Source organism: Anaerobacillus sp. 63XJN7_4_ISO-PGPR-S23-413 (assembly GCF_056173725.1).
In genome coordinates, this window is record NZ_CM149688.1 from 3,352,166 (window position 1) to 3,376,012 (window position 23,847).

Annotated in this window: 22 protein-coding genes and 1 riboswitch; of the genes, 2 read left to right on the plus strand and 20 right to left on the minus strand. The window is 41.2% G+C overall.

The window, feature by feature from the left end; genetic code table 11:
* Positions 1-10: 10 nt before the first annotated feature.
* From AC0VYO_RS17560 to metX, 7 genes are all read right to left on the minus strand, one after another.
* Positions 11-1,552, minus strand: coding sequence for a 2-isopropylmalate synthase (locus tag AC0VYO_RS17560; RefSeq protein ID WP_475367900.1), 1,542 nt, complete (start codon positions 1,550-1,552; stop codon positions 11-13).
* Positions 1,539-2,564 carry a ketol-acid reductoisomerase gene (ilvC, locus tag AC0VYO_RS17565; protein ID WP_430246975.1) on the minus strand — a complete coding sequence of 342 codons (1,026 nt, stop codon included), beginning with the start codon at positions 2,562-2,564 and terminating at the stop codon, positions 1,539-1,541. The genes AC0VYO_RS17560 and ilvC overlap by 14 nt, the downstream gene beginning before the upstream one ends.
* Positions 2,565-2,597: 33 nt before the next feature.
* The gene (gene ilvN, locus AC0VYO_RS17570; RefSeq protein WP_194218971.1) at positions 2,598-3,119 is read right to left on the minus strand and encodes an acetolactate synthase small subunit; all 522 of its coding nucleotides are present in this window, start codon (positions 3,117-3,119) and stop codon (positions 2,598-2,600) included.
* Positions 3,116-4,837, minus strand: a complete 1,722-nt coding sequence (gene ilvB / locus AC0VYO_RS17575) for an acetolactate synthase large subunit (RefSeq protein WP_408962576.1) — start codon at positions 4,835-4,837, stop codon at positions 3,116-3,118. Before ilvB ends, ilvN begins: the two co-directional genes overlap by 4 nt.
* 373 nt (positions 4,838-5,210) lie before the next feature.
* Positions 5,211-6,116, minus strand: a complete 906-nt coding sequence (ilvE, locus tag AC0VYO_RS17580) for a branched-chain-amino-acid transaminase (RefSeq protein WP_430246974.1) — start codon at positions 6,114-6,116, stop codon at positions 5,211-5,213.
* An 869-nt stretch (positions 6,117-6,985) separates the two neighbouring features.
* On the minus strand, positions 6,986-8,284 hold the full coding sequence (locus AC0VYO_RS17585; protein WP_430246973.1) for an O-acetylhomoserine aminocarboxypropyltransferase/cysteine synthase family protein: 1,299 nt from the start codon (positions 8,282-8,284) through the stop codon (positions 6,986-6,988).
* Between the two features lies 1 nt (position 8,285).
* Positions 8,286-9,374, minus strand: coding sequence for a homoserine O-acetyltransferase MetX (gene metX, locus AC0VYO_RS17590; RefSeq protein ID WP_430246972.1), 1,089 nt, complete (start codon positions 9,372-9,374; stop codon positions 8,286-8,288).
* A 150-nt stretch (positions 9,375-9,524) separates the two neighbouring features.
* A riboswitch (SAM riboswitch) is annotated at positions 9,525-9,635 on the minus strand.
* A gap of 213 nt (positions 9,636-9,848) precedes the next feature.
* Here metX and AC0VYO_RS17595 point away from each other — a divergent pair.
* Complete coding sequence (locus AC0VYO_RS17595; RefSeq protein WP_430246971.1) at positions 9,849-10,274, plus strand: TlpA disulfide reductase family protein; 426 nt, start codon at positions 9,849-9,851, stop codon at positions 10,272-10,274.
* Positions 10,275-10,363: 89 nt separating this feature from the next.
* On the opposite strand, the gene ltrA is transcribed toward AC0VYO_RS17595, so the two are convergent.
* From ltrA to AC0VYO_RS17630, 7 genes are all read right to left on the minus strand, one after another.
* A complete protein-coding gene (gene ltrA, locus AC0VYO_RS17600) occupies positions 10,364-11,599 on the minus strand; it encodes a group II intron reverse transcriptase/maturase (RefSeq protein WP_475367901.1) in 1,236 nt (411 codons plus the stop codon).
* Positions 11,566-11,871, minus strand: coding sequence for a hypothetical protein (locus AC0VYO_RS17605; RefSeq protein WP_475367902.1), 306 nt, complete (start codon positions 11,869-11,871; stop codon positions 11,566-11,568). Before AC0VYO_RS17605 ends, ltrA begins: the two co-directional genes overlap by 34 nt.
* A 339-nt stretch (positions 11,872-12,210) precedes the next feature.
* Complete coding sequence (locus AC0VYO_RS17610) at positions 12,211-13,467, minus strand: anti-sigma factor domain-containing protein (RefSeq protein WP_475367903.1); 1,257 nt, start codon at positions 13,465-13,467, stop codon at positions 12,211-12,213.
* A 21-nt stretch (positions 13,468-13,488) separates the two neighbouring features.
* Complete coding sequence (gene sigI, locus AC0VYO_RS17615; protein ID WP_430241070.1) at positions 13,489-14,253, minus strand: RNA polymerase sigma-I factor; 765 nt, start codon at positions 14,251-14,253, stop codon at positions 13,489-13,491.
* Between the two features lie 337 nt (positions 14,254-14,590).
* The gene (locus AC0VYO_RS17620; protein ID WP_475365740.1) at positions 14,591-14,908 is read right to left on the minus strand and encodes a thioredoxin family protein; all 318 of its coding nucleotides are present in this window, start codon (positions 14,906-14,908) and stop codon (positions 14,591-14,593) included.
* Positions 14,909-14,977: 69 nt separating this feature from the next.
* Positions 14,978-15,310 carry a toprim domain-containing protein gene (locus AC0VYO_RS17625; RefSeq protein WP_303535493.1) on the minus strand — a complete coding sequence of 111 codons (333 nt, stop codon included), beginning with the start codon at positions 15,308-15,310 and terminating at the stop codon, positions 14,978-14,980.
* A 153-nt stretch (positions 15,311-15,463) separates the two neighbouring features.
* Positions 15,464-15,991, minus strand: a complete 528-nt coding sequence (locus AC0VYO_RS17630; protein WP_194218965.1) for a TraR/DksA C4-type zinc finger protein — start codon at positions 15,989-15,991, stop codon at positions 15,464-15,466.
* A gap of 139 nt (positions 15,992-16,130) precedes the next feature.
* On the opposite strand from AC0VYO_RS17630, the gene AC0VYO_RS17635 reads away from it, so the two are divergent.
* The gene (locus AC0VYO_RS17635; RefSeq protein WP_430241076.1) at positions 16,131-16,634 is read left to right on the plus strand and encodes a peroxiredoxin family protein; all 504 of its coding nucleotides are present in this window, start codon (positions 16,131-16,133) and stop codon (positions 16,632-16,634) included.
* 219 nt (positions 16,635-16,853) lie between these two features.
* Here the strand turns inward: AC0VYO_RS17635 and AC0VYO_RS17640 are convergent, their stop codons facing one another.
* The 6 genes from AC0VYO_RS17640 to AC0VYO_RS17665 form a co-directional block, all read right to left on the minus strand.
* Positions 16,854-17,102, minus strand: a complete 249-nt coding sequence (locus tag AC0VYO_RS17640; protein ID WP_194218963.1) for a YusG family protein — start codon at positions 17,100-17,102, stop codon at positions 16,854-16,856.
* Positions 17,103-17,265: 163 nt separating this feature from the next.
* Positions 17,266-17,655: a glycine cleavage system protein GcvH gene (gene gcvH, locus AC0VYO_RS17645; protein ID WP_194218962.1), complete on the minus strand. Its 390-nt coding sequence runs from the start codon at positions 17,653-17,655 to the stop codon at positions 17,266-17,268.
* Between the two features lie 101 nt (positions 17,656-17,756).
* Positions 17,757-18,116: an arsenate reductase family protein gene (locus tag AC0VYO_RS17650; protein WP_475367904.1), complete on the minus strand. Its 360-nt coding sequence runs from the start codon at positions 18,114-18,116 to the stop codon at positions 17,757-17,759.
* A gap of 272 nt (positions 18,117-18,388) precedes the next feature.
* Entirely contained in the window at positions 18,389-20,173 is a 1,785-nt protein-coding gene (locus AC0VYO_RS17655) for an acyl-CoA dehydrogenase family protein (protein WP_194218960.1), read from the minus strand.
* A 30-nt stretch (positions 20,174-20,203) separates the two neighbouring features.
* Entirely contained in the window at positions 20,204-21,379 is a 1,176-nt protein-coding gene (locus AC0VYO_RS17660) for an acetyl-CoA C-acetyltransferase (RefSeq protein ID WP_475365743.1), read from the minus strand.
* Between the two features lie 19 nt (positions 21,380-21,398).
* Positions 21,399-23,795 carry a 3-hydroxyacyl-CoA dehydrogenase/enoyl-CoA hydratase family protein gene (locus AC0VYO_RS17665; RefSeq protein WP_475367905.1) on the minus strand — a complete coding sequence of 799 codons (2,397 nt, stop codon included), beginning with the start codon at positions 23,793-23,795 and terminating at the stop codon, positions 21,399-21,401.
* Between the last annotated feature and the right edge of the window lie 52 nt (positions 23,796-23,847).

A 23,847-nucleotide genomic window follows, 5' to 3' on the forward strand; every position in this document is an offset into this window, starting at 1 on the left:
AACCTCCCTGTTAGACGTGCGCTTTTTTATTAACTTGATAGCTTTCACGAGCAAGAACGCGATTCACTGCATTCAAGTAAGCAATAGCGGAAGATTCAAGAACATCCTGCGCTGTGCCGCGACCATTCGACTCAACCCCGTTATACATGACTCGCACATGAACTTCAGCAAGAGCATCTCTTCCACCACCGACGGAATTAATTCGATAGTCCTGAAGCTGAAGTGTGCCAGGAATCATTGCTTCAAGCGTGTTATAGATCGCTTCTACACTACCCGATCCTGTTCCAGCTTGTTGAATCATGGTTCCATCAGGCTTCTCAATTGAAATAGTAGCCGTCGGAATGTTTGCAGTTCCATACTGTACTTGAATACTATGAATCTCATATTTATCAACAAATTCATCTGTTTGAATATCAGTTAACAATGCGAAAAGGTCATCTTCCGTAACCTGCTTCTTCTTATCAGCAAGATCTTTAAAGTCTGCAAATGCCTCATTAATCTTCGCTTCGTCAAGTTCAAAGCCTAAATCCTTCACTTTATCTCTAAAGGCGTGACGGCCAGAGTGTTTTCCAAGAACAAGACTATTCGACTGAACACCGATAAGCTGTGGACTAATAATTTCATAGGTTGTTTTTTCTTTTAATACTCCATCCTGGTGAATGCCTGATTCATGAGCAAAAGCATTCGCCCCAACAACTGCTTTATTACCAGGAACCGCCATGCCAGTAAGCTTGCTGACAAGGTTGCTTGTTCGTTTAATTTCATCAAGTTTCAATCCTGTTTCTGCTTGGTAGAAATCATTGCGAATTCGAAGCGCAACGGCAACTTCCTCAATTGCTGCGTTACCAGCGCGTTCTCCAATACCATTAATCGTTCCTTCTATTTGAGTCGCGCCACATTCAATCGCAGCTAGGGAATTCGCTACCGCCATCCCTAGGTCATTATGGCAATGGGCAGAAAGATCAACGCCCTCAATATTCGGAACATTGTTTCGCAAATAATTGAACAGTTCTCCGTATTCCTGTGGACTTCTGTATCCAACTGTATCTGGAATGTTAATGACAGATGCTCCTGCATCAATCACTTCTTTAATAATCTTTGCAAGAAAGGAGCGGTCGGAGCGGCAAGCATCTTCTGCTGACCACTGCACTTTCGGGAAAAATTTCTTGGCATACTTCACTGCTTCAACTGCTGTTTCAACTACTTCATCAGGAGTCTTCTTTAGCTTGTGAGTCATATGAATGGGAGACGTTGCAAGAAAAACATGAAGTCTTGGATCAGCGCCACCTTTTAAAGCATCCCATGCTGCATCAATGTCTTTCATATTCGCTCTCGCAAGACCAGTAACGGATACATCCCTTACAGTATCAGCAATGTTCTTCACACCCTGGAAGTCACCTTTGGAAGCAGCAGGAAAGCCTGCTTCCATAATGTCGACTCCAAGTCTCTCAAGCTGCTTCGCGATTTCCAGCTTCTCTAATGCATTCAGATTGACTCCGGCTGACTGTTCTCCGTCACGAAGCGTTGTATCGAATACATTAATCTTTCGCACTGGCAACCACTTCCTTCTTTGATTTTGGTTTCACGAATGGCATCATCGCACGAAGCTCTTTTCCTACTTGCTCGATTGGATGATTCTTCTCTTTCTCGTTGATCGCGTGGAATTCTGGACGATTTAGTTTATTTTCTAGGATCCAGCCCTTCGCAAATTTACCTGTTTGGATATCTTCAAGAATATCTTTCATACGCGCTTTTGTATCAGCATCAACAACACGTGGTCCAGATACGAAGTCCCCCCACTGAGCTGTGTCAGAGATCGAATAACGCATACCAGCAATACCATCTTCATACATCAAGTCAACAATAAGCTTTAGCTCGTGCAAACATTCGAAGTAAGCGACTTCTGGTTGATATCCCGCTTCCGTGAGCGTTTCAAATCCAGCTTTTACTAGTGAGGATAATCCGCCACATAGGACCGCCTGTTCACCAAAAAGATCTGTTTCAGTTTCTTCTTTGAAGGATGTTTCAAGTACCCCAGCACGAGCACCGCCGATTCCTTTTGCATAAGCTAGTGCAAGCTCTTTTGCGTTACCAGATACGTCCTGATAAACACCGAATAGTGCTGGAACCCCTGCACCATCTTCAAATGTTCTTCTTACAAGGTGTCCAGGTCCTTTTGGAGCAACAAGGAAAACATCCACATCTGATGGGGGTACAACTTGATTGAAGTGAACGTTAAACCCGTGAGCAAAGACTAGCGCATTTCCAGCACGAAGACCTGGTTCGATTTCCTCTTTGTACACTTCAGGCTGATACTCATCTGGAAGAAGAATCATGATAACATCTGCTTCATCACTTGCTTCCTTTACTGTTTTTACATCAAAACCATCTTCCTCTGCTTGATTCCATGAACGCCCTTTACGTAAGCCGACTGTTACATCAAAACCACTCTCGCGAAGATTTAGTGCATGCGCATGACCTTGAGATCCGTAACCAACTACTGCGATTTTCTTTGCTTTTAGCATTCCCTCGTTGATATCACCGTTATAGTATACTTTTGCCATTTTCATTCATCCCTTCATATTTAGGTTTATTAGTTAATTTAAAATGGAATACTGTTTCAAATCTGTTACTGACTTTTGACTTCCTCTTGGAAAAGCCGTTATACCTGTTCGAACCATTTCCTTAATGCCATATGGCCTGAGAAGGTCTAAAATCGCTTCAATTTTGTCGGAGTTACCCGTTACTTGTACGGTAATGCTCTCTCGACTGACATCGATGATAGAAGCCCTAAACGGCTCAATAATTCCTGAAATCTCACTTCTAATTTGGGCGTTACTTATAACCTTAATTAACGCTAATTCTCGGACAACGATAGCTTGATCCGTTATATCAGTTACTTTCAAAACATCAATCTGCTTATTGAGCTGTTTGATCAGCTGCTCAATCTTCGCATCACCGTCGACATTAACGACAAAGGTCATTTTGGATACCCCTTCTGTCTCGGTATGACCAACCGTTATGCTTTCAATGTTAAATTGCCGCTTGGTCATCAACCCCGTAATGCGGTTTAGAACACCACTTTGGTTAATCACTGTTGCAGTTACGATTCGTTTCATGGTTTCACCCCAATCATCTGATGAAGCCCTTTACCAGGCGCAATCATTGGATATACATTTTCCTTTCCAGCTACTCTACAGTCGATCAAAACTGGATCTCGGTGAGAAAAGGCTTCTTCAAAAACAACTTTTGCTTCTTCTTCATTGGTTACTTTAAAAGATTGGATACCGTAAGCTTCACCAAGCTTCACAAAATCTGGCTGTACAGGTATAAGGGATTGAGAATAGCGTTCTTCATAAAAAGCTTCCTGCCACTGCCTCACCATTCCAAGCGTCTGATTGTTCATGATGACTACTTTCACAGGAAGGTTTAACTCTTGGAGAGTCGATAGCTCCTGTAATGTCATCTGAAATCCCCCGTCTCCTGTAAGAGCCACAACCGTTTGTTCAGGGAATGCGAGCTGTGCTCCAATCGCGGAAGGGAAACCAAAGCCCATCGTGCCAAGTCCACCAGATGTTACCCATCGGTTGGCATCTGCAAATGCGTAGTACTGAGCCGCCCACATTTGATGTTGACCAACGTCCGTCGTAACAATAGCGTCTCCCTTCGTGTATTCATGCACGAGTTCAACTACTCGCTGTGGAAGAAATTCCGTTGAAGATGTTTTCTTCCAAAGTGGGAAATCTTCACTATTTTGAGTTAGCACCTTACGCCAATCCTCTGTATCTGGAACTGGTGAATCAATATCTAGAAGCTTCTTCAATGCCTCTCTTGCATCAGATACGATTGGAATCTGAGTAGGAACGTTTTTCCCAATTTCTGCAGGATCAACGTCGATGTGAGCAACCGTTGCATGAATGGCAAAATGGTCAAGGTTACCTGTTAATCGATCATCAAATCGTGCTCCAATGCTAATTAACAAGTCACATTCATAAAGTGCCATATTCGCTGTGTACGTTCCGTGCATTCCTCCCATTCCAAGGAATAGAGGATGATTGCCAGGATAGCTTCCTAAACCAAGTAATGTATTGATGACTGGAATGCGATGCTTCTCAGAAAAAGCGACGAGTTCTTTTCCTGCATTCGCATGGAGAACACCAGCTCCAGCTAAAATCACCGGTTTCTTTGCTGCACCAACCGCATCCGCGAGCTTCTTGATCTGCAAAATGTTTGGCGAGAAAGTTGGCTGATAGCCGGGTAGATGAATAGTAGAATCATAGCCGGGTGAAATGGTTTTGTTCGCCACATCCTTAGGGATATCAACTAGAACTGGACCGGGACGTCCTGTTGTTGCAATATGGAACGCTTCTTTAATAATTCTTGGTAGATCCTGAACGTCACGCACCTGATAATTATGTTTTGTAATTGGTGCTGTAATTCCCATAATGTCTGCTTCTTGAAAGGCATCTGTACCAATCACCGTACTTGCAACCTGCCCAGTGAAGATAACCAGTGGTAATGAATCCATCATGGCATCTGTAATCCCCGTTACGAGGTTTGTTGCTCCTGGACCTGATGTTGCAATAACTACACCTGGTTTCCCACTAACCCTCGCATATCCTTCAGCCGCATGAATGGAACCTTGTTCATGCTTTGAGAGAATGTGTTTAATTGGCGATCGATAAAGTGCATCATAGATCGGAAGAACTGCTCCTCCCGGATATCCGAAGAGAACTTCAACATTTTCTTTTTTTAAAGAGTCAATCAATACGTCTGCCCCGGTCATTTCCGCTGTTACCGCTTCGGCTTCTGGTTTAGCCTTCGCCCGCATATTCATACCCTCCAATGCTTTATTGTGTTGCACGCCTCCGTTCGATAACGGGTTTGCGTATTTCACTGTTTATTACTAATAAAAAAAAGCCTTCTCATCCCTACGCCGCTTTTTTTACGGTCCATAGGGGCGAAAAGACTTCACGGTACCACCCTACTTTGCGACAAAAAGATGCCGCCTCATGAGCAAACTGCTCGTTTTGATAACAAGTGTTTTTAGAACACTTGGCTGATCCTATGTTACTTGATTCAGATCAGCACTCGGAGGGGATGTCGATACAGGGGGTAATACCGGCTTCCACCACTACCGGCTCTCTGGTTAATACCAATTCCTGTTTCTTTTGCCTCGTCATCGATTATTGATATTTATTTTGTAAGAATTATCCTGCTTGAACGTCTCGTTTTGAAGGGTAAACACTGACACCATCGACAGTGACGATATCTCGAAATGCTCCAAGCAACTCGTTCGTCGTTTTACCCGGCTTTGCTTCACCAATTTCTCGACCATCTACTTTTACGACCGCAATAACTTCAGCAGCTGTTCCAGTTAGGAACACTTCATCTGCAACATAGACATCATGACGTGTGAAAGTCTCTTCCCTCATGTCATATCCCTTTTGTCTTGCTAATTCCATAATGGCATTTCGCGTAATTCCTTCTAATGCACCAACATATCCAGGTGGTGTTTTGATCACATTTCCTTTTACGATGAATATATTATCAGCTGATCCTTCAGCGACATATCCCTGATCATTTAACATTAGAGCTTCGCTGACACCAGCTAAATTCGCTTCGATTTTTACAAGAATGTTATTTAAATAGTTGAGCGATTTAACCTTCGGACTTAAGACATCCGATCGGTTTCTTCTACTTGCTACCGTTACAATATCAATTCCTGTTTCATATAATCGCTTAGGGAACAAGGCTAGTGATTCTGCAATAACGATCACTTGAGGTTCCTTACATGTGAAAGGATCAAGTCCCAGGTTCCCAACTCCGCGTGATACAACAATGCGGATATAGGCATCCTGAAGGTTGTTTTTCTTCAGCGTTTCCACAATAATGGCGGTCATTTCCTCCATAGTGTGCGTTATTTTAAGCATAATTGAATGAGCTGAATCATACAGCCGTTGTAAATGATGTTCTAATCGAAAAACATTTCCGTCATACATGCGAATTCCTTCGAACACCCCATCGCCATAGAGAAAACCATGATCGTATACAGATACTTTGGCATCTTCTTTCTTCACAAATTCTCCGTTAAGGTAGATCCACTGTTCACTCACCTTGTTCACTCCTTTCTGTTTGTTAAGTAGACGCAGTAAAGCGTTAGTGTTTAATGATAGGACCAACGTAATCCGGGGTCCTAATTGTGTGTTTGAGTTATTTGAATACTTTGTTTAATTGAGGATTATATTACGCCGGTTTGGACTTAAGGTCAACACCTAAAATATAAGTTTTTTGATAATTTCGATATATCAATCTATTTGGAAACGCTTACAACGTTGGTATGCGTGAGATTTAATCACACGAAAAATTTTTAATTATAAATTCAATAAAACGCTTACAGTTTTAGTTGTTTTATGACAAGGAAATTTAAAAGAAAGATCTGGATCCATCTGTACCTTTTCTTGGCCAAGCCCTCTCCTGATCTTTAAACCATTCCCAAAAAATTTTAAATATATCTTATATACTTTACACCTGCCAACGCCATACGCAGTGCTATCTTCTGTGAGAATTCCTATACTGAGCTATAACTCTTTCAAGTATATACCTGGATTTTTCTAATTATTTTAGCCAATTTGATAAAAACTGAATTAAACAACAAACCTATCTCAATGAGTAGCATCATAGCGAAGCTCTCGTTTTTATGAAAAAGCATAGTAGAAAAAATCACGACTCGATTTACTTATTGAAAAGAAAAAGATTAAACTAGGAACGACCAAACGGCTTAGTCCTCTTTCGTAATTGACCATTGCATCACCAAAAAGGTAAGCTTTCTTTCTGTATGTTTATTTACAGTTGTCATGTGTATATATGATGAGCTTTGAAGACTAGCCATCTTAGTCTCTCATTCAACATTAGACTTAATGAAGTAAAAAACTGCTAAACTAAAAAAAGCTCTCTTCAAATGGAAGAGAGCTTTAGTGCTGAATTATACGTTAGCTTCAACTTTTGCTTTTGCAATGGCCTGATCCAGGTCAGCAATTAAATCATCAATATGTTCAATTCCAACAGATAAACGAATGAGGTCATCTCGCACACCGGAAGCTGTTAGCTCTTCCGCACTTAGCTGCTGGTGGGTCGTGCTAGCAGGATGAATAATTAAACTTTTCGCGTCTCCCACGTTCGCTACATGAGACCAAAGTTCAACTGAATTAATGATTCCTGCTCCGGTTTCGCGTCCTCCCTTTATTCCGAATACGACGACAGCTCCAGCGCCTTTAGGTAGATACTTTGGCACCAATTGATTCGATACGTGATCCTCATCTTCAGGATAGCTCACCCACTCAACTGCCGGATGATCTTTTAAGTAAGAAACGATTTTTCGAGTATTTGCAATGTGCTCTTTCATACGAACATGGAGTGTTTCTACACCTAGGGCAATTTGAAAAGCGTTAAATGGACTAAGCGCAGCACCTGTATCTCTTAGGAGCTGGACCCTTGCTTTCACGATATACGCGGCTTCGGGTAGCGCTTCTGCGAATACTATGCCATGGTACGTGTGATCGGGTTCGGTGAAGCCCGGGAACTTAGGTGAATTCCAATCAAATTTACCACCATCGACAATAATCCCTCCCATTGTGGACCCGTTTCCGCCAAGCCATTTTGTGGCGGAATGAACGACGATATCTGCTCCATGCTCAATTGGTCTACAAAGATACGGAGTAGCAAATGTATTGTCTATAATAAGTGGGATTCCAGCTTCATGTGCAATATCTGCTACTTTTTCAATATCTAATACATGTAGACCCGGGTTGCCTATCGTTTCTGCAAAAATAGCTTTCGTATTTGGAGTAATGGCTGATTTAAATGATTCCAGATCTTCAGGATCAACAAAATTGGTCTTTATTCCGTATTTCGGAAGTGTAGCAGAAAAGAGGTTATACGTTCCACCGTATAAAGTCGAAGCAGATACAATTTCGTCTCCGCTATTGGCTACATTTAGAATGGCAGTTGTAATGGCAGCCATACCACTTGCAAGAGCTAGTGCTCCAACACCACCTTCTAGTTGAGCAATACGTTCTTCAAGTGTACCGACTGTAGGGTTGCCGATGCGCGAATAGATAAACCCTTCTTCCTTTAAGGCAAATAAATCGGCTGCGTGATCAGTATTATTAAATCGATAAGCATTCGATTGATAAATCGGTAGAGCCCTTGCGCCTGTAGCTGGATCAGCTTGTAAACCTCCATGAATTCCAATTGTCTCCAAATTATATTTTTTCTCTGCCATTTCACTTCACTCCTTCGATATTTTTAGTTAATGTTACTTGTTCCTTTATAAGCGGTCCCCATTTATCAAACTCAACGAGAAATCCATCATGACCAAATTTCGTGTTGATTAAATAAAACGGAGAAGAATGAGCTTGAGCAAACAATTTTTCTAAATCTTCTGGAGGATAGATTAAATCCCCTTTAAATCCAATAGCAAGAATGCTCGCTTTAATGTTCTTGATGATGGATATAAGATTACCTCGCCCTTTACTAATATCATGTGTGTCCATTGCCCTTAATAAATACAAATAGCTATTTGCATCAAATCGGCTTACAAGCTTATTTCCTTGATAGTGTAAATAAGATTCCACTTCGTACTGTGCTTCTTTATGATTTTCTTCTGAAGTTTCGATCGCCGCTCGACCGAATTTTTTTTGAAACATTTCATCTGTCCGATAAGAAATCATACCGATCATTCTTGCAGTTGCAAGCCCCGATGTTGGCTGGTGATGAGGATCGTAGTATCCATCCTTCCAATCAGGATCGTTTGTAATAGCAAATCTAGAAATCGCGTTATAAGCTATTCCATACGTATTTAAGCTTGGAGTTACTGCAAGTGGAATCAGATGCTCCATTCCATCTGGGTAAAGGGCACCCCATTCAAGAACCTGCATTCCTCCAAGTGATCCACCAATCACAGCATGAAGGTGATCGATACCTAACACTTCAAGTGCCTTTTTCTGTGAGTGCACCATATCTCTCACTGAAACAAATGGGAAGTCCGCTTTATACTGTTCTCTGGTGACTGGATTAATCGATAGCGGTCCTGTAGAACCGTTACATCCTCCAAGAACGTTAAACGTTATAACTTGAAATTCGGAAGTATCGATATAGCCATCCTTTCCTATTAATCCTTTCCACCAGCCGGGCTCCGAATCACCAATTGTATATTGATTTCCTGTTAATGCATGACAGACAAGAATAACGGGAGCGTCTTCTGGTCCAACGCGTTCATAAGCGAGTTCTACTTCATGTAGCGTCTCGCCCGACTCAAGTGTGAACGATCCAATCAATACGTTCTGAGCTTCGTATCTCGTCTCACTTTCCAAACCCCTATCACCCCTTTCGAGCAATCCATCTTTATTCATTAAGGCTATAATAATGAGCCATAAATCTAGAACCAATGCTATAAGAAAACGTCGCTTCAATATAAAAAAACCTCTCCGAAAGACAGAGAGGCTTGATTTATTCATCAGCTCCGCTTATCTTTCAGGATTTCTCCTGCAGGATTTGGCACCTTTTCAAACCACAATTGGTTTGACGGTTGCCGGGCTTCATAGGGCCAGTCCCTCCGCCTCTCTAGATAAGTAAGAATATTTTGTTTTTGTTTAATTGAGTTTATTTTAGCAAGGTGGCGCATTAGTGTCAAACACTTTTTCGGAATTATCATTCTTTTCATTTTTTTAAAGAATGTCTAAGTTAATCCAAATTATCGTGAAACAGAGCCTACAGTGTATTAAGTTTGATTAGAATCGAATTTTTGATAAAGTAGCCTTAGAATAATTTTGAAGAGGTGATTGATAGTGCAAGCGCCGTCCTTTGCGTTAGAAGAAGTACAAAGCGGAGAAATCATCAGCTTAACGGACTTCAGGGGGAAACCAGTTATGATTACATTCTGGGCTTCCTGGTGCCCCGATTGTATGAAAGATTTACCGATGAAAGAACAGTTCTACCAGCATGCAGATACTGATACATTAGCATTCTTAACAATTAACGTGACAGGTCGTGAACGGTCAGAAGAAGCCGGTAAAGATTTCACGATCAAAAACAATCTTCCTTTCCTCGTTTTACAAGACAGTGGACGAGAAACTTACGACAAATTTGGTTGTACAGGTGTCCCAACAACTGTATTGCTTAATCAAGATCATCAAATCGCACATGTGTTCGATGACAAATCATCATTTCTTGATATCGCAAAGGCATTGCCCGACATCATGACATCAAAATAAACACACCAATCGAGTAGGAGGGGGTGACTAACCCCCGACCTCTCACACCACCGTACGTACGGGTCCGTATACGGCGGTTTCATGAAAATCTAACGTTCTTCTAACGACTTCAATCCTAACTTGCGCCAATAGTCGTCATTTAGGGGTCGATGGAGGATTGGGCTACTGGCAACTCGCCAGTAGCCTTTTCTTGTGTTTGCCCATTCAAAAGCTTTCGCTTTTCTTACACCTAAAGAAAGAAGATGTTTTCTCCTTGTCTTTGGGGTTTTCCATTCTTTCCATCGAATCATCCGTAATCTTCTTCTCAACCATGCCATTAATTCTCTGAAGATTGAAGGTGTCTCAGCGAGCTGAAAATAGTTACGCCACCCCACGATGAATCGGTTGAGCTTCCTGATTCGTTCTTCTATTGCTATACTCCACTTTCGTGACGTTAGGCGTCGGAATTCCTGTTTCGCACGGTGAATCGCCTGCTTTGCGACCCTGATCTTCGCTCTTCGGTGTGGGGTGAAACTAAAACCTAGAAACGTTCGTTTCCACGGTCGGTCAATCGCACTCTTTTCTTTATTAACCTTCAGTTTTAATGTCTTCTCGATGAACTGGCTGATATTTCTAAGAGTGCGCTCGGCTGCCCTTTTTGAGCCTACGTAAATCTGACAATCGTCAGCGTATCGGACGAACCGAATGCCTCTCGACTCTAGCTCTTTATCCAATTCATCTAACACGATATTTGAGAGAAGGGGACTTAAAGGACTACCTTGTGGTGTTCCTGTTTGGTTCGTCTGTGTTAAGCCGTTCTCCATAACTCCAGCTTGTAGGTATCTCCGAATGATTCGAAGGACACGACTGTCCTTGACACGATAACTTAATGTACGCATGAGTCGGTCGTGGTGAACGCGATCAAAGAATTTCTCCAAATCGATATCCACCACCCACCGAAATCCGTCATTGATATATTCTTGCGCTTTTCGAACCGCGTCGTGCGCTCGTTTTCCTGGTCGGAATCCAAAGCTTGAGTTGGAAAACGACGGATCGTAGATCCGTTGAAGATAAAGGTTGATAGCTTGTTGGATCAAGCGATCCATGGCGGTTGGAATTCCTAGCTTCCGTTTGCCTCCGTTTGGTTTCGGGATTTCGACACGACGGACGGGTGACGGTTGATAGGTTCCATCCAGGAGTTGGGGTTCGATGTCGTTCCAGGACTCCGAGATCTGGGATTTCAGTTCGGACGTGGGAATGTGATCGACCCCGTGACTTCCTTTGTTTCGCACCACTCGTCGATAGGCTCCATTTAAATTGTTTCGATGAAGTATCTTTTCCAACATGCTTTCTTCCTCCACGTGACAGGTTTCGTTCCTTGTGTGACATCGATTCTCCACGCTCCGTATGCCCTCCGAGACTTCACTCTTCCCTCATAAGTTGAGCTGATATGTTCTGTGTCATCGAATGATGCGTACATCGGAGAAACCTGTTCTCTTTTCATGATTCGGTCCTTCCCGTCCCAACTCGAGTTTGGGGTGGTACTACGACCTCGGCTGACTTCTGATGACTCAGTGGCTTCTTGAAAGTCAGTTACCGCAAGTGTGCGGCTCGTCATCAGATCTCCCCGGGTAAGTGCACAAACTTCCTCTCCATATACCCGCCTTATTTACTACCATTCCCTTTGGTTGTATGGATTTTAATGTGTTTAGCCATTTCGTCCAAGAATGATAGCCTTCTATAAGGTTCGTGTTCCTCAGGTCGGAGATTTGCCTCCAGCTTCCTTCAGATTCCAAGTCGCCCTGGACACCCTTGCCTTTGGCTAACGGTTACTACAACCTTCACCGTTCGGGACTTGAACCCTAAAGCGTGTGCACATGCCGGGCACACTAAAAAAAGCCAGAGGGATCCCTCTGGCTTAAAATAATGAAAATAAAATAAATAATAGCATGTTGCGTTATTTGTCTTTTTTATCTTTCTTGTCTTTCTTGTCTTTCTTGTCTTTCTTGTCTTTCTTGTCTTTATCCTGCTTTTCGTCTTTCTTTTTGTCCTTTTTATCCTCTTTTTCTTGAGCTTTTTCTATTTTTTTATCCGATTTTTCCTGAGATTTCTCTATTTTCTCGTTTGCTTTTTCAGCTTTCTTTTTTTCTTTGTCTTGTTCTTTAGCTATTATAGAATTAGATTTGTCTTCGTTTTTCTCTATTTTATCTTTTTGCACTTTGTTGTTATCTTTAGAGTCTTCAGTTTGATCTGACGGGCTGGTTTCTTGTTCTGAAGGCGTGTCCTTTTGTTCTTTCTCCACCTTTTCAACCTTATCAGAAGAGCTTTGCTCAGGCTCCTGAAGAACTAAATCACTATCTTCTCGATTCTGATTAGGTACCGTCTTATCGTTCAACTGGACGACAGAATCTTCTAGCTCCAAAGAACGATCTTTCGACTTTGATTCCACTGCGGTCATGCTTTCGGTCTCTAATTCATCCATGTTTTTGACAGACAAATTCCGTACATCCTCTATTGATAACGTAGCTCCCCGATCAACAGCAGCAAGATAAGTCATATATTTTCCTGGTGTTATCCCATTTTCTATAGCTTTTGCTCGAGTACTATAGTCAGTATCAAGTATGGTTGTAATAGCAACTGCTTGATTGACTAATGCTTCATTCTGTTCTATTCCTTGAATCGTATTCTCAAGCTGATCCTTAATCGCCTGATAACGCTCTTTCTTCTCCACATTTGAGGCGACAATAAGCAGTTTTCTATCTTCTGTTAGATACCCCTCTTTGTCGAGTTTCGAGACTAGGAGCCCTCCAAATTCGCTTAGAGGCATGTTCGTTACCTCTTGATCTAAGTTTAACCCTTCACCGTCCGAATTCCACGCTTGATATTGAACAACTTCAAGGTCGGAGTTGACTCCAACCTCAATACTTGGATTGATATCAAAGCTTACATAGGCCGCAACTGCGTCATTTTGTCTAACAGGAATCACACCTGTCACGATTACAACTAATAACAAAATTGCTGCCATACCGGCCAGGGTGGGCATAGAGGGGGTAAAATAACCTTTTTTCTTGTTTAATGGTTTTGGTGTAAGTTTAATTTCAGAGCCGATTGTTAACGTATGATTTCGCTTCAAATTGATCGTAGTAAACTCCCCATCGGGTGTTAATACAACCGCTTTACGTCCACGAATGTCCATTATGACCCCATTTTTCATCCCCTGGCCCCCTTAATTCAACTACTGTATATATGATTTCAGCGCATTAAATCCACCCAGATGAATTAACGCCACTGCTATTATATACTTTCGATTACGTTCAATCGTTTTTCGACTGCATGTAACGAGCGCTAGCAAATCTTTTATAGGGAGCTGCTTTTTTTCTAGCAAATAACTTGAAAGAATGTCATCTTGAGCAATCAATTGCGCAATCATCTTTGCATTTTCTCTTGCATCAATATGTTTAGGACAGTTTTTGCTCAGAACTTTAAACGTAATGCTAAATTTCTTCAACAATTGTTCGTATTCCTCAATTTCATACATTCTTACTTCACGCTGTCTGTCCATTTCGTATACATCAAGTGCAGCTTTCTGTTCTGCAAAACTATCTTCTAGTCGGCCTTCCTCATCAAGTTCCTCAGGCTCAAGATAAATATACTTATTTTGTCTTGCTTCTTTACGGATATGGTCGATGACTCTTCTTCTAATCACCATATCAGCAAAGGTTAAAAATCTACTTCCTTGTCCTTTTCGAAACTGATCCATCGCTTCGTTAAAAGCTGAAAGTCCGATACTGAACTCATCCATCGAATGATTGATATAACGATTACAAACTTTGGACGTGATTTTCTTAATAAACGGTTGGTAATCTTCTAATAGCTGGTTTCTTAATAACTGGTTTCCGTTTTGTATACTATCAATTTTATCTTCTAATGTAATATTATCTTTTTTATTTTCTTTATGATTTGCGAAATTTCCCATTGTGCTGATTGAAATGGTTGTCATGTTATACACCTCTCATCTTGCAGTCAATTTCTAATTGATTGCTTCTCGGGTTGGATTCTTAGATGTTTTTAGTTTGAGAATTCTAAATTAGTAATTAAAATAAAAATGCGTCACCATTCGTATCAAACATCGGAAAGGTGACTCTATTCAGTTATACCATTCAATCAGCATGAACGAAAATACAATTTTATGACAATGTTACTGTTTCTTTACTTCCTGTTATATTAATTTATCATTATTAATCTTGCTTAATTTTCAGCGAATTGCGTATTCATTCAAGCCCGTCTTGAAGCGATTTTCTAAAACCAGAAAATAACGATAAATTGGTCAAATTTCATCAAACGAATTTGTGTTCACTAAGAAATGCATCCACAGTTACGACTGATTCGAAGGCAAAAAGGGTGTTATTTCCGCCCTTCTCCCTAATAACTGTTAATGCAGGTACACTTTGTATTTTAAGTGTTTCCGCTACCCAAGGAAAATAATTTAAATTACATGAGTAGATATGTGATTCAACCCCTTTAGAGCTCGAAACAATTTGTAACATTCGCTCTGCAATTTTACACGTCTGACAAAAAGGCGTGTAAAAGAAAAAAACAGTGCCTTCCTTTTGTAAAAGTTCACTAACCATGGATTCATCGGTTATGTCTTGCATGTTAATACCCCATTCTATGTAAGAGCGAAAAGGAAGCTTCGTTAAGCTTCCTTTTCGCTCATTTCTTGATTATTGGACGGTCACTACTTTAAATTTCGCCGCCCTTAAAATCCTATTTAAATAATTTAGAGGTGTTTCTGCTACTTCACGATGAAGCATTGTAATGTAGAGATGTTCGGCATGTGGAATTTCTTGTGTAAGCTGCCGTCTTAATTTCTCACCGGCATCATCAGCATCTACAAGAACATATACATCCTTCTCCTCAAGCTCTTCACTAAGTTCTTCTAACCTGTCAAAACTAATCGTTCCATAAGTGCAGATAATCTCCACTTGCTCATCTAACACTCTCATTAACTGTTCTTTATCTGTCTTTCCTTCTACAATAATTACTTTATCAGTCATGGCACAACGCTCCATTTCAAGCTGTCGTATCAATTCATTTACTATAGCATATGGTAGTTGAAGCATTTCGTTTCAAGGCATATGATTTAATTTATTCATTTTGAAGTGTTAGATACAACAGCTACTCATTGAGCCAGATGAATGACAGCTTTGTTAATCATTGTCTTGATCAGGATCGTCCTCTTCTAAATATGTTTCAGATGTTGAATTACCGTGTTCATTCTGAAGATCATCTACTGTGCGAAGGCGATCATCGACTCTATTGCCTGACGTTTCAAATGTAGCCTCATCATCCGGTCTATTGCTGTCTTTGGCCTCTTCCAATTGATCTTGTGCTTCTTTGGTACGTATTGCATAAGGAATGGCTTCAAGACGTTCTTTATCAATTTCTTCACCAGTATCCACACATATTCCGTAATTACCTTCTCGAATACGATCAAGTGCTGTATTAATTAAGCTTAGTCGTTCTCTAGCTGCATCTTCTAGTGTAATATCTTTCTCGCGTTGATCCAATTCAGAAGCCATATCAGCAAAATGATTGTCGTACGATGTTAATTCTCCTGTTTCCTCAGATAGTGCGGCATTTTCATCTCGGTGACTTGCACCACCATCTAAAAGATCTTTCTTTTGATCTAATAATTGTTTTTTAAAATGCTGTAATTCTTGTTTCGACAAAGCCATAGTAATTCCCTCCATAGGTCATTTTCTTTTCCAGTACCTATTTTCCCTTTACCCTACTCACACTAAACCACACAATTATGTTTTATCATGCTCAACTGGTGGAAATAAATCAATAAGATTAAAGATTGGAGTGGTCATAATGGCAAAGTTAAAACTTGGACAGGAAGTACCATCCTTTTCGTTAATTAATACAGAAGGTGAACTGTTTCAATTTGAACAGCACCAAAAGGAAGACAAGCGTTGGCATATGCTCGTATTTTTCAGAGGAGAATGGTGCCCTGTATGTAATGAGCAATTAGAAGAGCTTCAAGAGCATCTAGGTGCTTTTAGAAAGTTAGACGTCCATCCAATTGCAATTGCAAAAGATAGCTTAGAATCTCTTAGAAAAATGAAAGAAAAGCATAACCTCGAGTTCCCAGTACTAAGTGACAAAGAGAATGCGGCAATTGACTCCTTTGGCGTTATGATGCATCGAGAAGACGACCCTTATGAAGATCACGGTGAGCATGGAGAGCCTGCCATCTTTCTTATCGATGAGAACGGCAAATTAATGGCGCAATATTTACAGTCAAGCCCATTTGGAAGACCGTCAGCTGATGGTCTAATCACAACGATTAAATATATTCGCAAAAACAAAGCATAAAAAAGACCGGCCAAATGGCCGGTTTTTTTGCAGTAATAAAGTCGTTGGCGTTAGAAGAGAAGTGCTTGTCGGGCCTTAACGAGCGTATTCGCTTTTCTTGTCCAGCTACTACGCTCAGTCCCTCGATCACTTCTCCTTATGATTTGAACACAAAGAGCGTGTTCGAATCATAAGGTTCCAGTGCTTGTCGGGCCTTAACGAGCGTATTCGCTTTTCTTATTAACACCAGCCGAGGTCGCAGTCTTCTACATACCTTCCATTTTGCTCGATTACTTGTTCGTAATGATAAATTTTGTTCTGCTCCATCTCAAATCCTTCAAGAAACTCATATTGATTTCCTTGATCTGAGAATAAGATACGGCCAATTCTTTCCTTGTCCATAAACAAGTTCATCGCTTGTTGATCAAATTTACCATATACCTTTCGAGTAACGTCGATTCTTTGCATTGGGCGAGGTGTCTCAATCATTGGTATCATCCCCTCTTTATTGTGTCATTCCGTAAAGCCATCATGTATTCATTCTATGACTGAAATTAGGAAACACATTCATTTATAAGAGTTTACGATGATGAGTGGACTTTTACGCTCATAATTCGACTAGCAATGGAGAGCTATAAAATGAATGACTGATTTATTCGTCTTCGCTTACCATTTTTTCGTATGCTTCAGCTGTCATTAGTTCTTCTACTTGAGAAGGCTCAGAAGGTTCTACAACGACCATCCATGCTTTTTCGTATGGTGAATCATTAACGAATTCAGGGCTGTCTTCTAAATCCTCATTGACAGAAAGAACTTTGCCTGAGATTGGTGCGTATAGCTCAGAAACAGTTTTTACAGATTCCACGCTACCGAACGGCTCGTCAGATTCAATCGTGTCGCCTTCTTCTGGAAGCTCAACAAAAACGATATCTCCAAGTTCTGATTGTGCGAAGTCTGTAATACCGATGCGGATGTTTCCGTCTTCTTGTACTTGCACCCATTCGTGTTCTTCTGAGTAGCGAAAATCTTTTGGTAAGTTCATTAGTAATTCCTCCCTGAAATAATTCCTCTTAATAAAGGTTAGTAGTCAATATTATTTACAATAACTATCGTATAATAGTTATTATTAATTAAGCAACTATTTTATCGTTTCCATGTTTCCTCAAATACATCCTCTTTAAACCCAACAGTAACTTTTTCTCCGTCAGTTACGATTGGACGTTTGATTAACATCCCATCAGAAGCAAGGATTTCAAGCAATCCGTCTTGAGTCGATGTAGCGACCTTATCTTTTAATCCAAGCTCTCGATATTTCTGCCCACTCGTATTAAAGAATTTCTTAATTGGTAAGCCGCTATAATTAAGCAGGACAGCTAACTCATCTTTTGAGGGCGGATTTTCGACAATGTGTACTTCATTTACTTCAATATCGTTTTGCTCGAACCATTTCTTCGCTTTACGGCATGTACCACATTTGGGATATGCATAGAATGTAATGGGCAAATCTGTTCCTCCTTAAAGACACTCAAGTGATTATAACGTTAGTTTACCACATGAGAGGAGTTGGACAAATACAGATGCACCTAAAAGTAAATTTCGTCATCTATTAACAAAATCCTTTCATTATTCCACTCACTATTTTTCCTAATTAAGAGAAAAAAATCCCCCCATTTCTGGAGGGACAATAGAGAACATGGTTTGGAAGTTAGTTTTGATCCTACCGGTTATGACCAATTCAAATTGTTATTTTACATTAGTATAGCGATGATAGCTTATTAAACCGTAAAACGCTGTTGTTCAAGAATGCTTGCAGCGATTTCACGTTTCTTCGCAATAACATTAATTGGCGTGTAACGTGATAGTTTACGAAGAGCAGATATCATCATGCGAAGTGAATCGCCTGTTTCGACGGCAACCAAAGTCTCTTTAGCATGAGCTTCAATACGGTTGAAAGCTTCCTGACAGAAAACTTGTGTTAGAAGAAGTTTATTTTGTTGCTTTTCTGCACCAGTTTTATTAATCGCTTTCTCTGTGCGAAGTACGGCTGATTCCATAGAGTAAATTTCGCTTACGATATCTGCCATGTTTGATAAAACTTCTTGTTCTTTATCAAGAGCCTTGCCATATTTTTGAACAGCTGTACCTGCAGTCATAAGCATAATCTTCTTTGCCATCTTAACGAGATGCTTTTCCTGTTCAAGAGGTGCATCACCAATTTCTTGTGGCGTTAACATCATGAGCTCTTCTTGAAGTGCAGTAGCCTTTTCAAGGAATGGAAGCTCGCCTTTCATTGTTTTACGGACAAGCGTGCCTGGAACTAGAAGGCGGTTGATTTCATTCGTTCCTTCAAAAATACGATTGATACGAGAATCACGGTACATTTTCTCAACTTCATATTCAGACATAAAGCCGTATCCACCGTGAATTTGTACTGCCTCATCTACAACATAATCTAGCGCCTCTGAAGCAAACACTTTATTTAGTGAACACTCAATTGCATACTCCGCAATTGCTTCTGCGACTTTCGCTCCGTCTTTTTGTTCTTCATCCGAAAGCTTTCCTAACTTCTGCTCAAAAAGACCTCCTGTGCGGTAAGTAGAACTTTCTGTCGCGTATGTTGCTACTGCCATATTCGCCAGTTTCTCTTGTATGAGAGAGAACTTTGCAATTGGCGTGTTAAACTGCTTACGCTCTAAAGCATACTTAGCGGAAAGTTCGATCGAACGCTTCATTCCACCAATAGTACCTACTGCTAGCTTATAGCGACCAACGTTCAAGATGTTAAACGCAATGATGTGCCCTTTACCTGCTTCTCCTAGTAAATTTTCTTTTGGCACGGCTACATCTTCAAGAATCAATGTTCTTGTAGAAGAGCCTTTGATGCCCATTTTCTTTTCTTCGGGACCAGTTGAAAGACCTTTGGAATCCCGCTCAACAATGAAAGCAGAGAAATGTTCGCCATCAATTTTTGCATAGACAATGAATACATCTGCGAAAGCGGAGTTCGTGATCCACTGCTTTTCACCGCTTAGAAGATAGTGTGTTCCTTCAGCATTGAGCTTAGCTGTGGTTTTAGCCCCAAGAGCATCAGAACCTGAACCAGGCTCAGTCAAAGCATAAGCAGCAATTGTAGCTCCTGACGCAAGACCTGGAAGATACTTTTTCTTCTGCTCTTCGTTTCCGAAAAAGACGATAGGTAGAGAACCGATTCCAACATGGGCGCCATAACTTAGGGAAAACGAACGAGCACGAGCGAATTTCTCAGTAATAACAGATGAACTGATTTTATCAAGGCCAAGACCGCCGTATTCTTCTGGGACGTCCGCTCCAAGAAGTCCGAGATCACCAGCTTTTTCGAGAAGCTTCCGTGAAATTTCAAATTCATGATTCTCAATTTTATCAAGCGCTGGAACGACTTCCTTTACTACAAAGTCTTCCGTTGTTTTCCCCATCATGACATGCTCATCTGAAAAATCCTCCGGTGTGAAAATATCTTCTGCCTTTTGATCTTCAATCAAGAAGCTTGCACCTTTAACCGTTTTGTTCATTGTATTAGACATGCTTGTTTTCCTCCCTTGTTTTCGTTGCTCTTAAAGAATTTCAAACACTCCAGCAGCGCCCATTCCTCCGCCAATACACATCGTCACAACGCCAAATTGTTCTCCGCGGCGTTTCATCTCATGAATTAAGCTTAAGGTTAACTTCGTCCCTGTACATCCAAGTGGATGACCAAGTGCAATCGCTCCACCATTTACATTCACTTTGTCTTCATCAAGTCCAAGCTTTCTAATGACGCGAAGAGATTGTGATGCAAAAGCTTCATTTAATTCGAATAACCCAATATCAGATAGCTCAAGTCCAGCGAGTCGAAGAGCTTTAGGAATCGCTTCAACCGGTCCGACTCCCATTATTTCGGGTGCTACACCAGCAACAGCAAATGATCTGAACTTAGCCATAGGCGCTAAGCCTTCACTTTCAGCTTTTTCTCGATCCATGACGAGAACACTTGCTGCTCCGTCACTTGTTTGTGATGAATTTCCGGCGGTCACAGAGCCTCTAACATTAAATACTGGACGTAACTTACCGAGAACATCAAGTGACGTATCTGCCCGAACACCTTCATCCTGTGAGAAAAGAACTTTCTTTTCCTGTAATTTGTTTTTCTCATCAATCCATCTTTTCGTTACTTCGATCGGAACAATTTCATCCTGAAACTTCCCATCTTTGATTGCCTGAGCTGCACGCTGATGACTCCTTAGTGCAAAAGCATCCTGATCTGCTCTGCTAATCTCAAAGCGACGTGCGACTTCTTCCGCTGTGTGTCCCATTCCCATAATATATTCAGGTTTTTCTTCTACAAGAGCAGGATTGGGCTTTATTACATGACCGCCCATCGGCACAAGACTCATCGATTCCACTCCACCAGCCAATATGGCACCGGATTGGCCAAGCATTATGCGTTCTGAAGCATAAGCGATACTCTGTAAACCTGAAGAACAATATCGGTTGATTGTAATGGCTGGAACCGTCTCAGCAAGACCTGCTCTAGCTCCAATCATTCTAGCTACATTCAGCCCTTGTTCAGCTTCAGGAATAGCGCATCCCATAATCACATCATCTATTTCACCATCATAACCGCCGGCACGCTTTAACGTTTCCTTAACGGTAAGTGCTCCAAGATCATCTGGACGCATATTGGCAAGCGTTCCACGGTTTGCTTTTCCAACAGGTGTTCTAGCACCGGATACAATAACTGCTTCTTTCATCAAACTTCCCTCCTCCATACTAGTTACGCAGCGGTTTTCCTTTAAGTAACATATGCTGCATTCTTGCTTGCGTTTTTGGCTCTCCTAGCAGGCTGAGGAACGCTTCACGCTCAAGATCCAGAAGATACTGCTCATCGACTAATGTTCCTTCTTTTACTTTTCCGCCCGCAATGACGTGAGCAAGTTTGGTCGCAATCGTTAAATCGTGATCGGACAGGTAACCGCTCCATTTCATCGTTTTCGCTCCCATTAGCATTGCAGCATAACCTGCTTCTCCAGCAACTGGGATCTTTTTAGCAACAGGTGGCTGATAGCCTTGTTCAGCAAGGAAAAGTACTTTTTCCTTTGCATCATGAAGAACGTGATCCGCGTTAGCACTAATACCATCCTGAGGTCGAATGAATCCTCGTTCCATTGCTTCATGAGCTGATGTTGAAACTTTCGCCATCGCAATCGTTTCAAAAACGTTGGCTGCAATATCAGTTAAGTTAACATTAACTCCTGGAGGCGTTTGCTCTAGCTGACGCATATAAAGTTCTTTATTTCCGCCTCCACCTGGAATCAAGCCAACACCTACTTCTACGAGGCCCATATATGTTTCTGAAGAAGCTTGAATGGAAGCTGCTGGCATACACACTTCTGCCCCACCGCCAAGCGTCATCTGAAACGGCGCTGCTACGACTGGTTTTTGAGAGTAGCGAATACGTGCCATGGACTGTTGGAACTTCCTTGCAACCATTTCGATTTCAAAGAAATTATCATCTTGAGCTTCCATTAACATATACGCGACGTTGGCACCAACACAGAAATTTTTGCCCTGGTTTCCAATCACAAGTCCTTCGAAGTTTTTCTCCGTTTCATCAACGGCTTCATTAATCATCTGGAGAATATCCATTCCAATTGCATTGTTTGGGGAATGGAATTCAAGGCCTGCAACCCCATCTCCAAGATCAAGAAGCGTTGCTCCAGTATTTTTCTTAATCACGCGATTTTGCGCTTTTAATCCTTTAAGGTGGATAATTTTCTTGCTTTCCTCCACTACTCTTTGCTCACCATTATGGTAGAAAGATTGAGTGGCACCTTCCTGCTTATAGAAAGACGTTTGCCCTGAGGCAAGCATTTGATCAACCCATTCAGGAATCGTTTCACCTTCTTCCTTCATTCGAGCCACTGATTTCTCAACTCCAAGAGCATCCCACGTTTCAAAAGGACCCATTTCCCATCCAAAGCCCCATTTCATGGCACGATCGACGGCGTCGATATCATCAGCAATTTCATAGGTTTTCTCAGCAGAGTAAAGCAAAACAGGCTTCATGATGTTCCAAATTAATTCACCTGCGCGGTCATTCGCGTAAGCAAGCGCTTTCAGTTTATCCGCTTTTGACTTCGCTTGTTTACTTGCCTCAACAGAAGCTGTTTTTAATTTCTGTCGTGGTTCATATTCAAGCGTAGATGGATTTAACTCTAGAATTTCGCTTCCTTTTGCCCCTTTTTGTTTTATGAAAAAGCCCTGACCTGCCTTTGCTCCAATCCAGCCTTTTTCTTTCATCTGTTGCATAAATTCAGGAATCCGGAATACTTCTTTCTCATCACCTTCAACCTGTTCAAAAACGTTGTTCGCTACGTGAATAAACGTATCAAGTCCAACTACATCAAGTGTTCGAAACGTTGCACTTTTTGGACGGCCGATTGCTGGGCCAGTTACAGAATCTACTTCTCCAACTGAAAAGCCGCGATTCATCATTTCTCTAACTGTGACAAGCAGGCCATAAGTTCCAATTCGATTGGCAATGAAGTTTGGCGTGTCTTTCGTTTCTACGACACCTTTGCCGAGAGTATCTTCACCAAATGTTTTCATATAGGAAAGGACGTCTCGATCCGTGTCTTTCGTTGGAATCACTTCAAGAAGCTTTAAATATCTTGGTGGGTTAAAAAAGTGCGTACCAAGGAAGTGCTTCCTAAAATCTTCTGATCTACCTTCAGCCATTGCTTCTACGGAAATACCGGAAGTATTCGAACTAACAATGGTTCCAGGTCGTCTATATTCATCTACTTTTTCATATACTTTTTTCTTGATCTCCAGGTTTTCGACAACAACTTCAATGATCCAGTCAACTTCTTGCAAGCGCTCCATATCGTCTTCCATATTTCCCGCTTCAATTAATTGAATGTGATCTTTCTTAGAAAGCGGTGCCGGTTTTTGTTTCTTAAGTTTCTCAATCGCTTCTGCCGCAAGTCTATTTCTGACAGAACGGTCAGCGAGTGTAAGTCCTTTGACTTTTTCCTTTTCATTCGGTTCCTTTGGTGCAATATCCAATAGCAAACTTGGAATTCCTACATTCGCCAGGTGGGCGGCAATGCCTGATCCCATTACTCCTGCTCCTAATACAGCTACTTTATGAATGCTACGTGTCATAGCGAACCTCCCCTGTTGAATGAATGCTCATTCATTTTTAATTTAAAAAAAA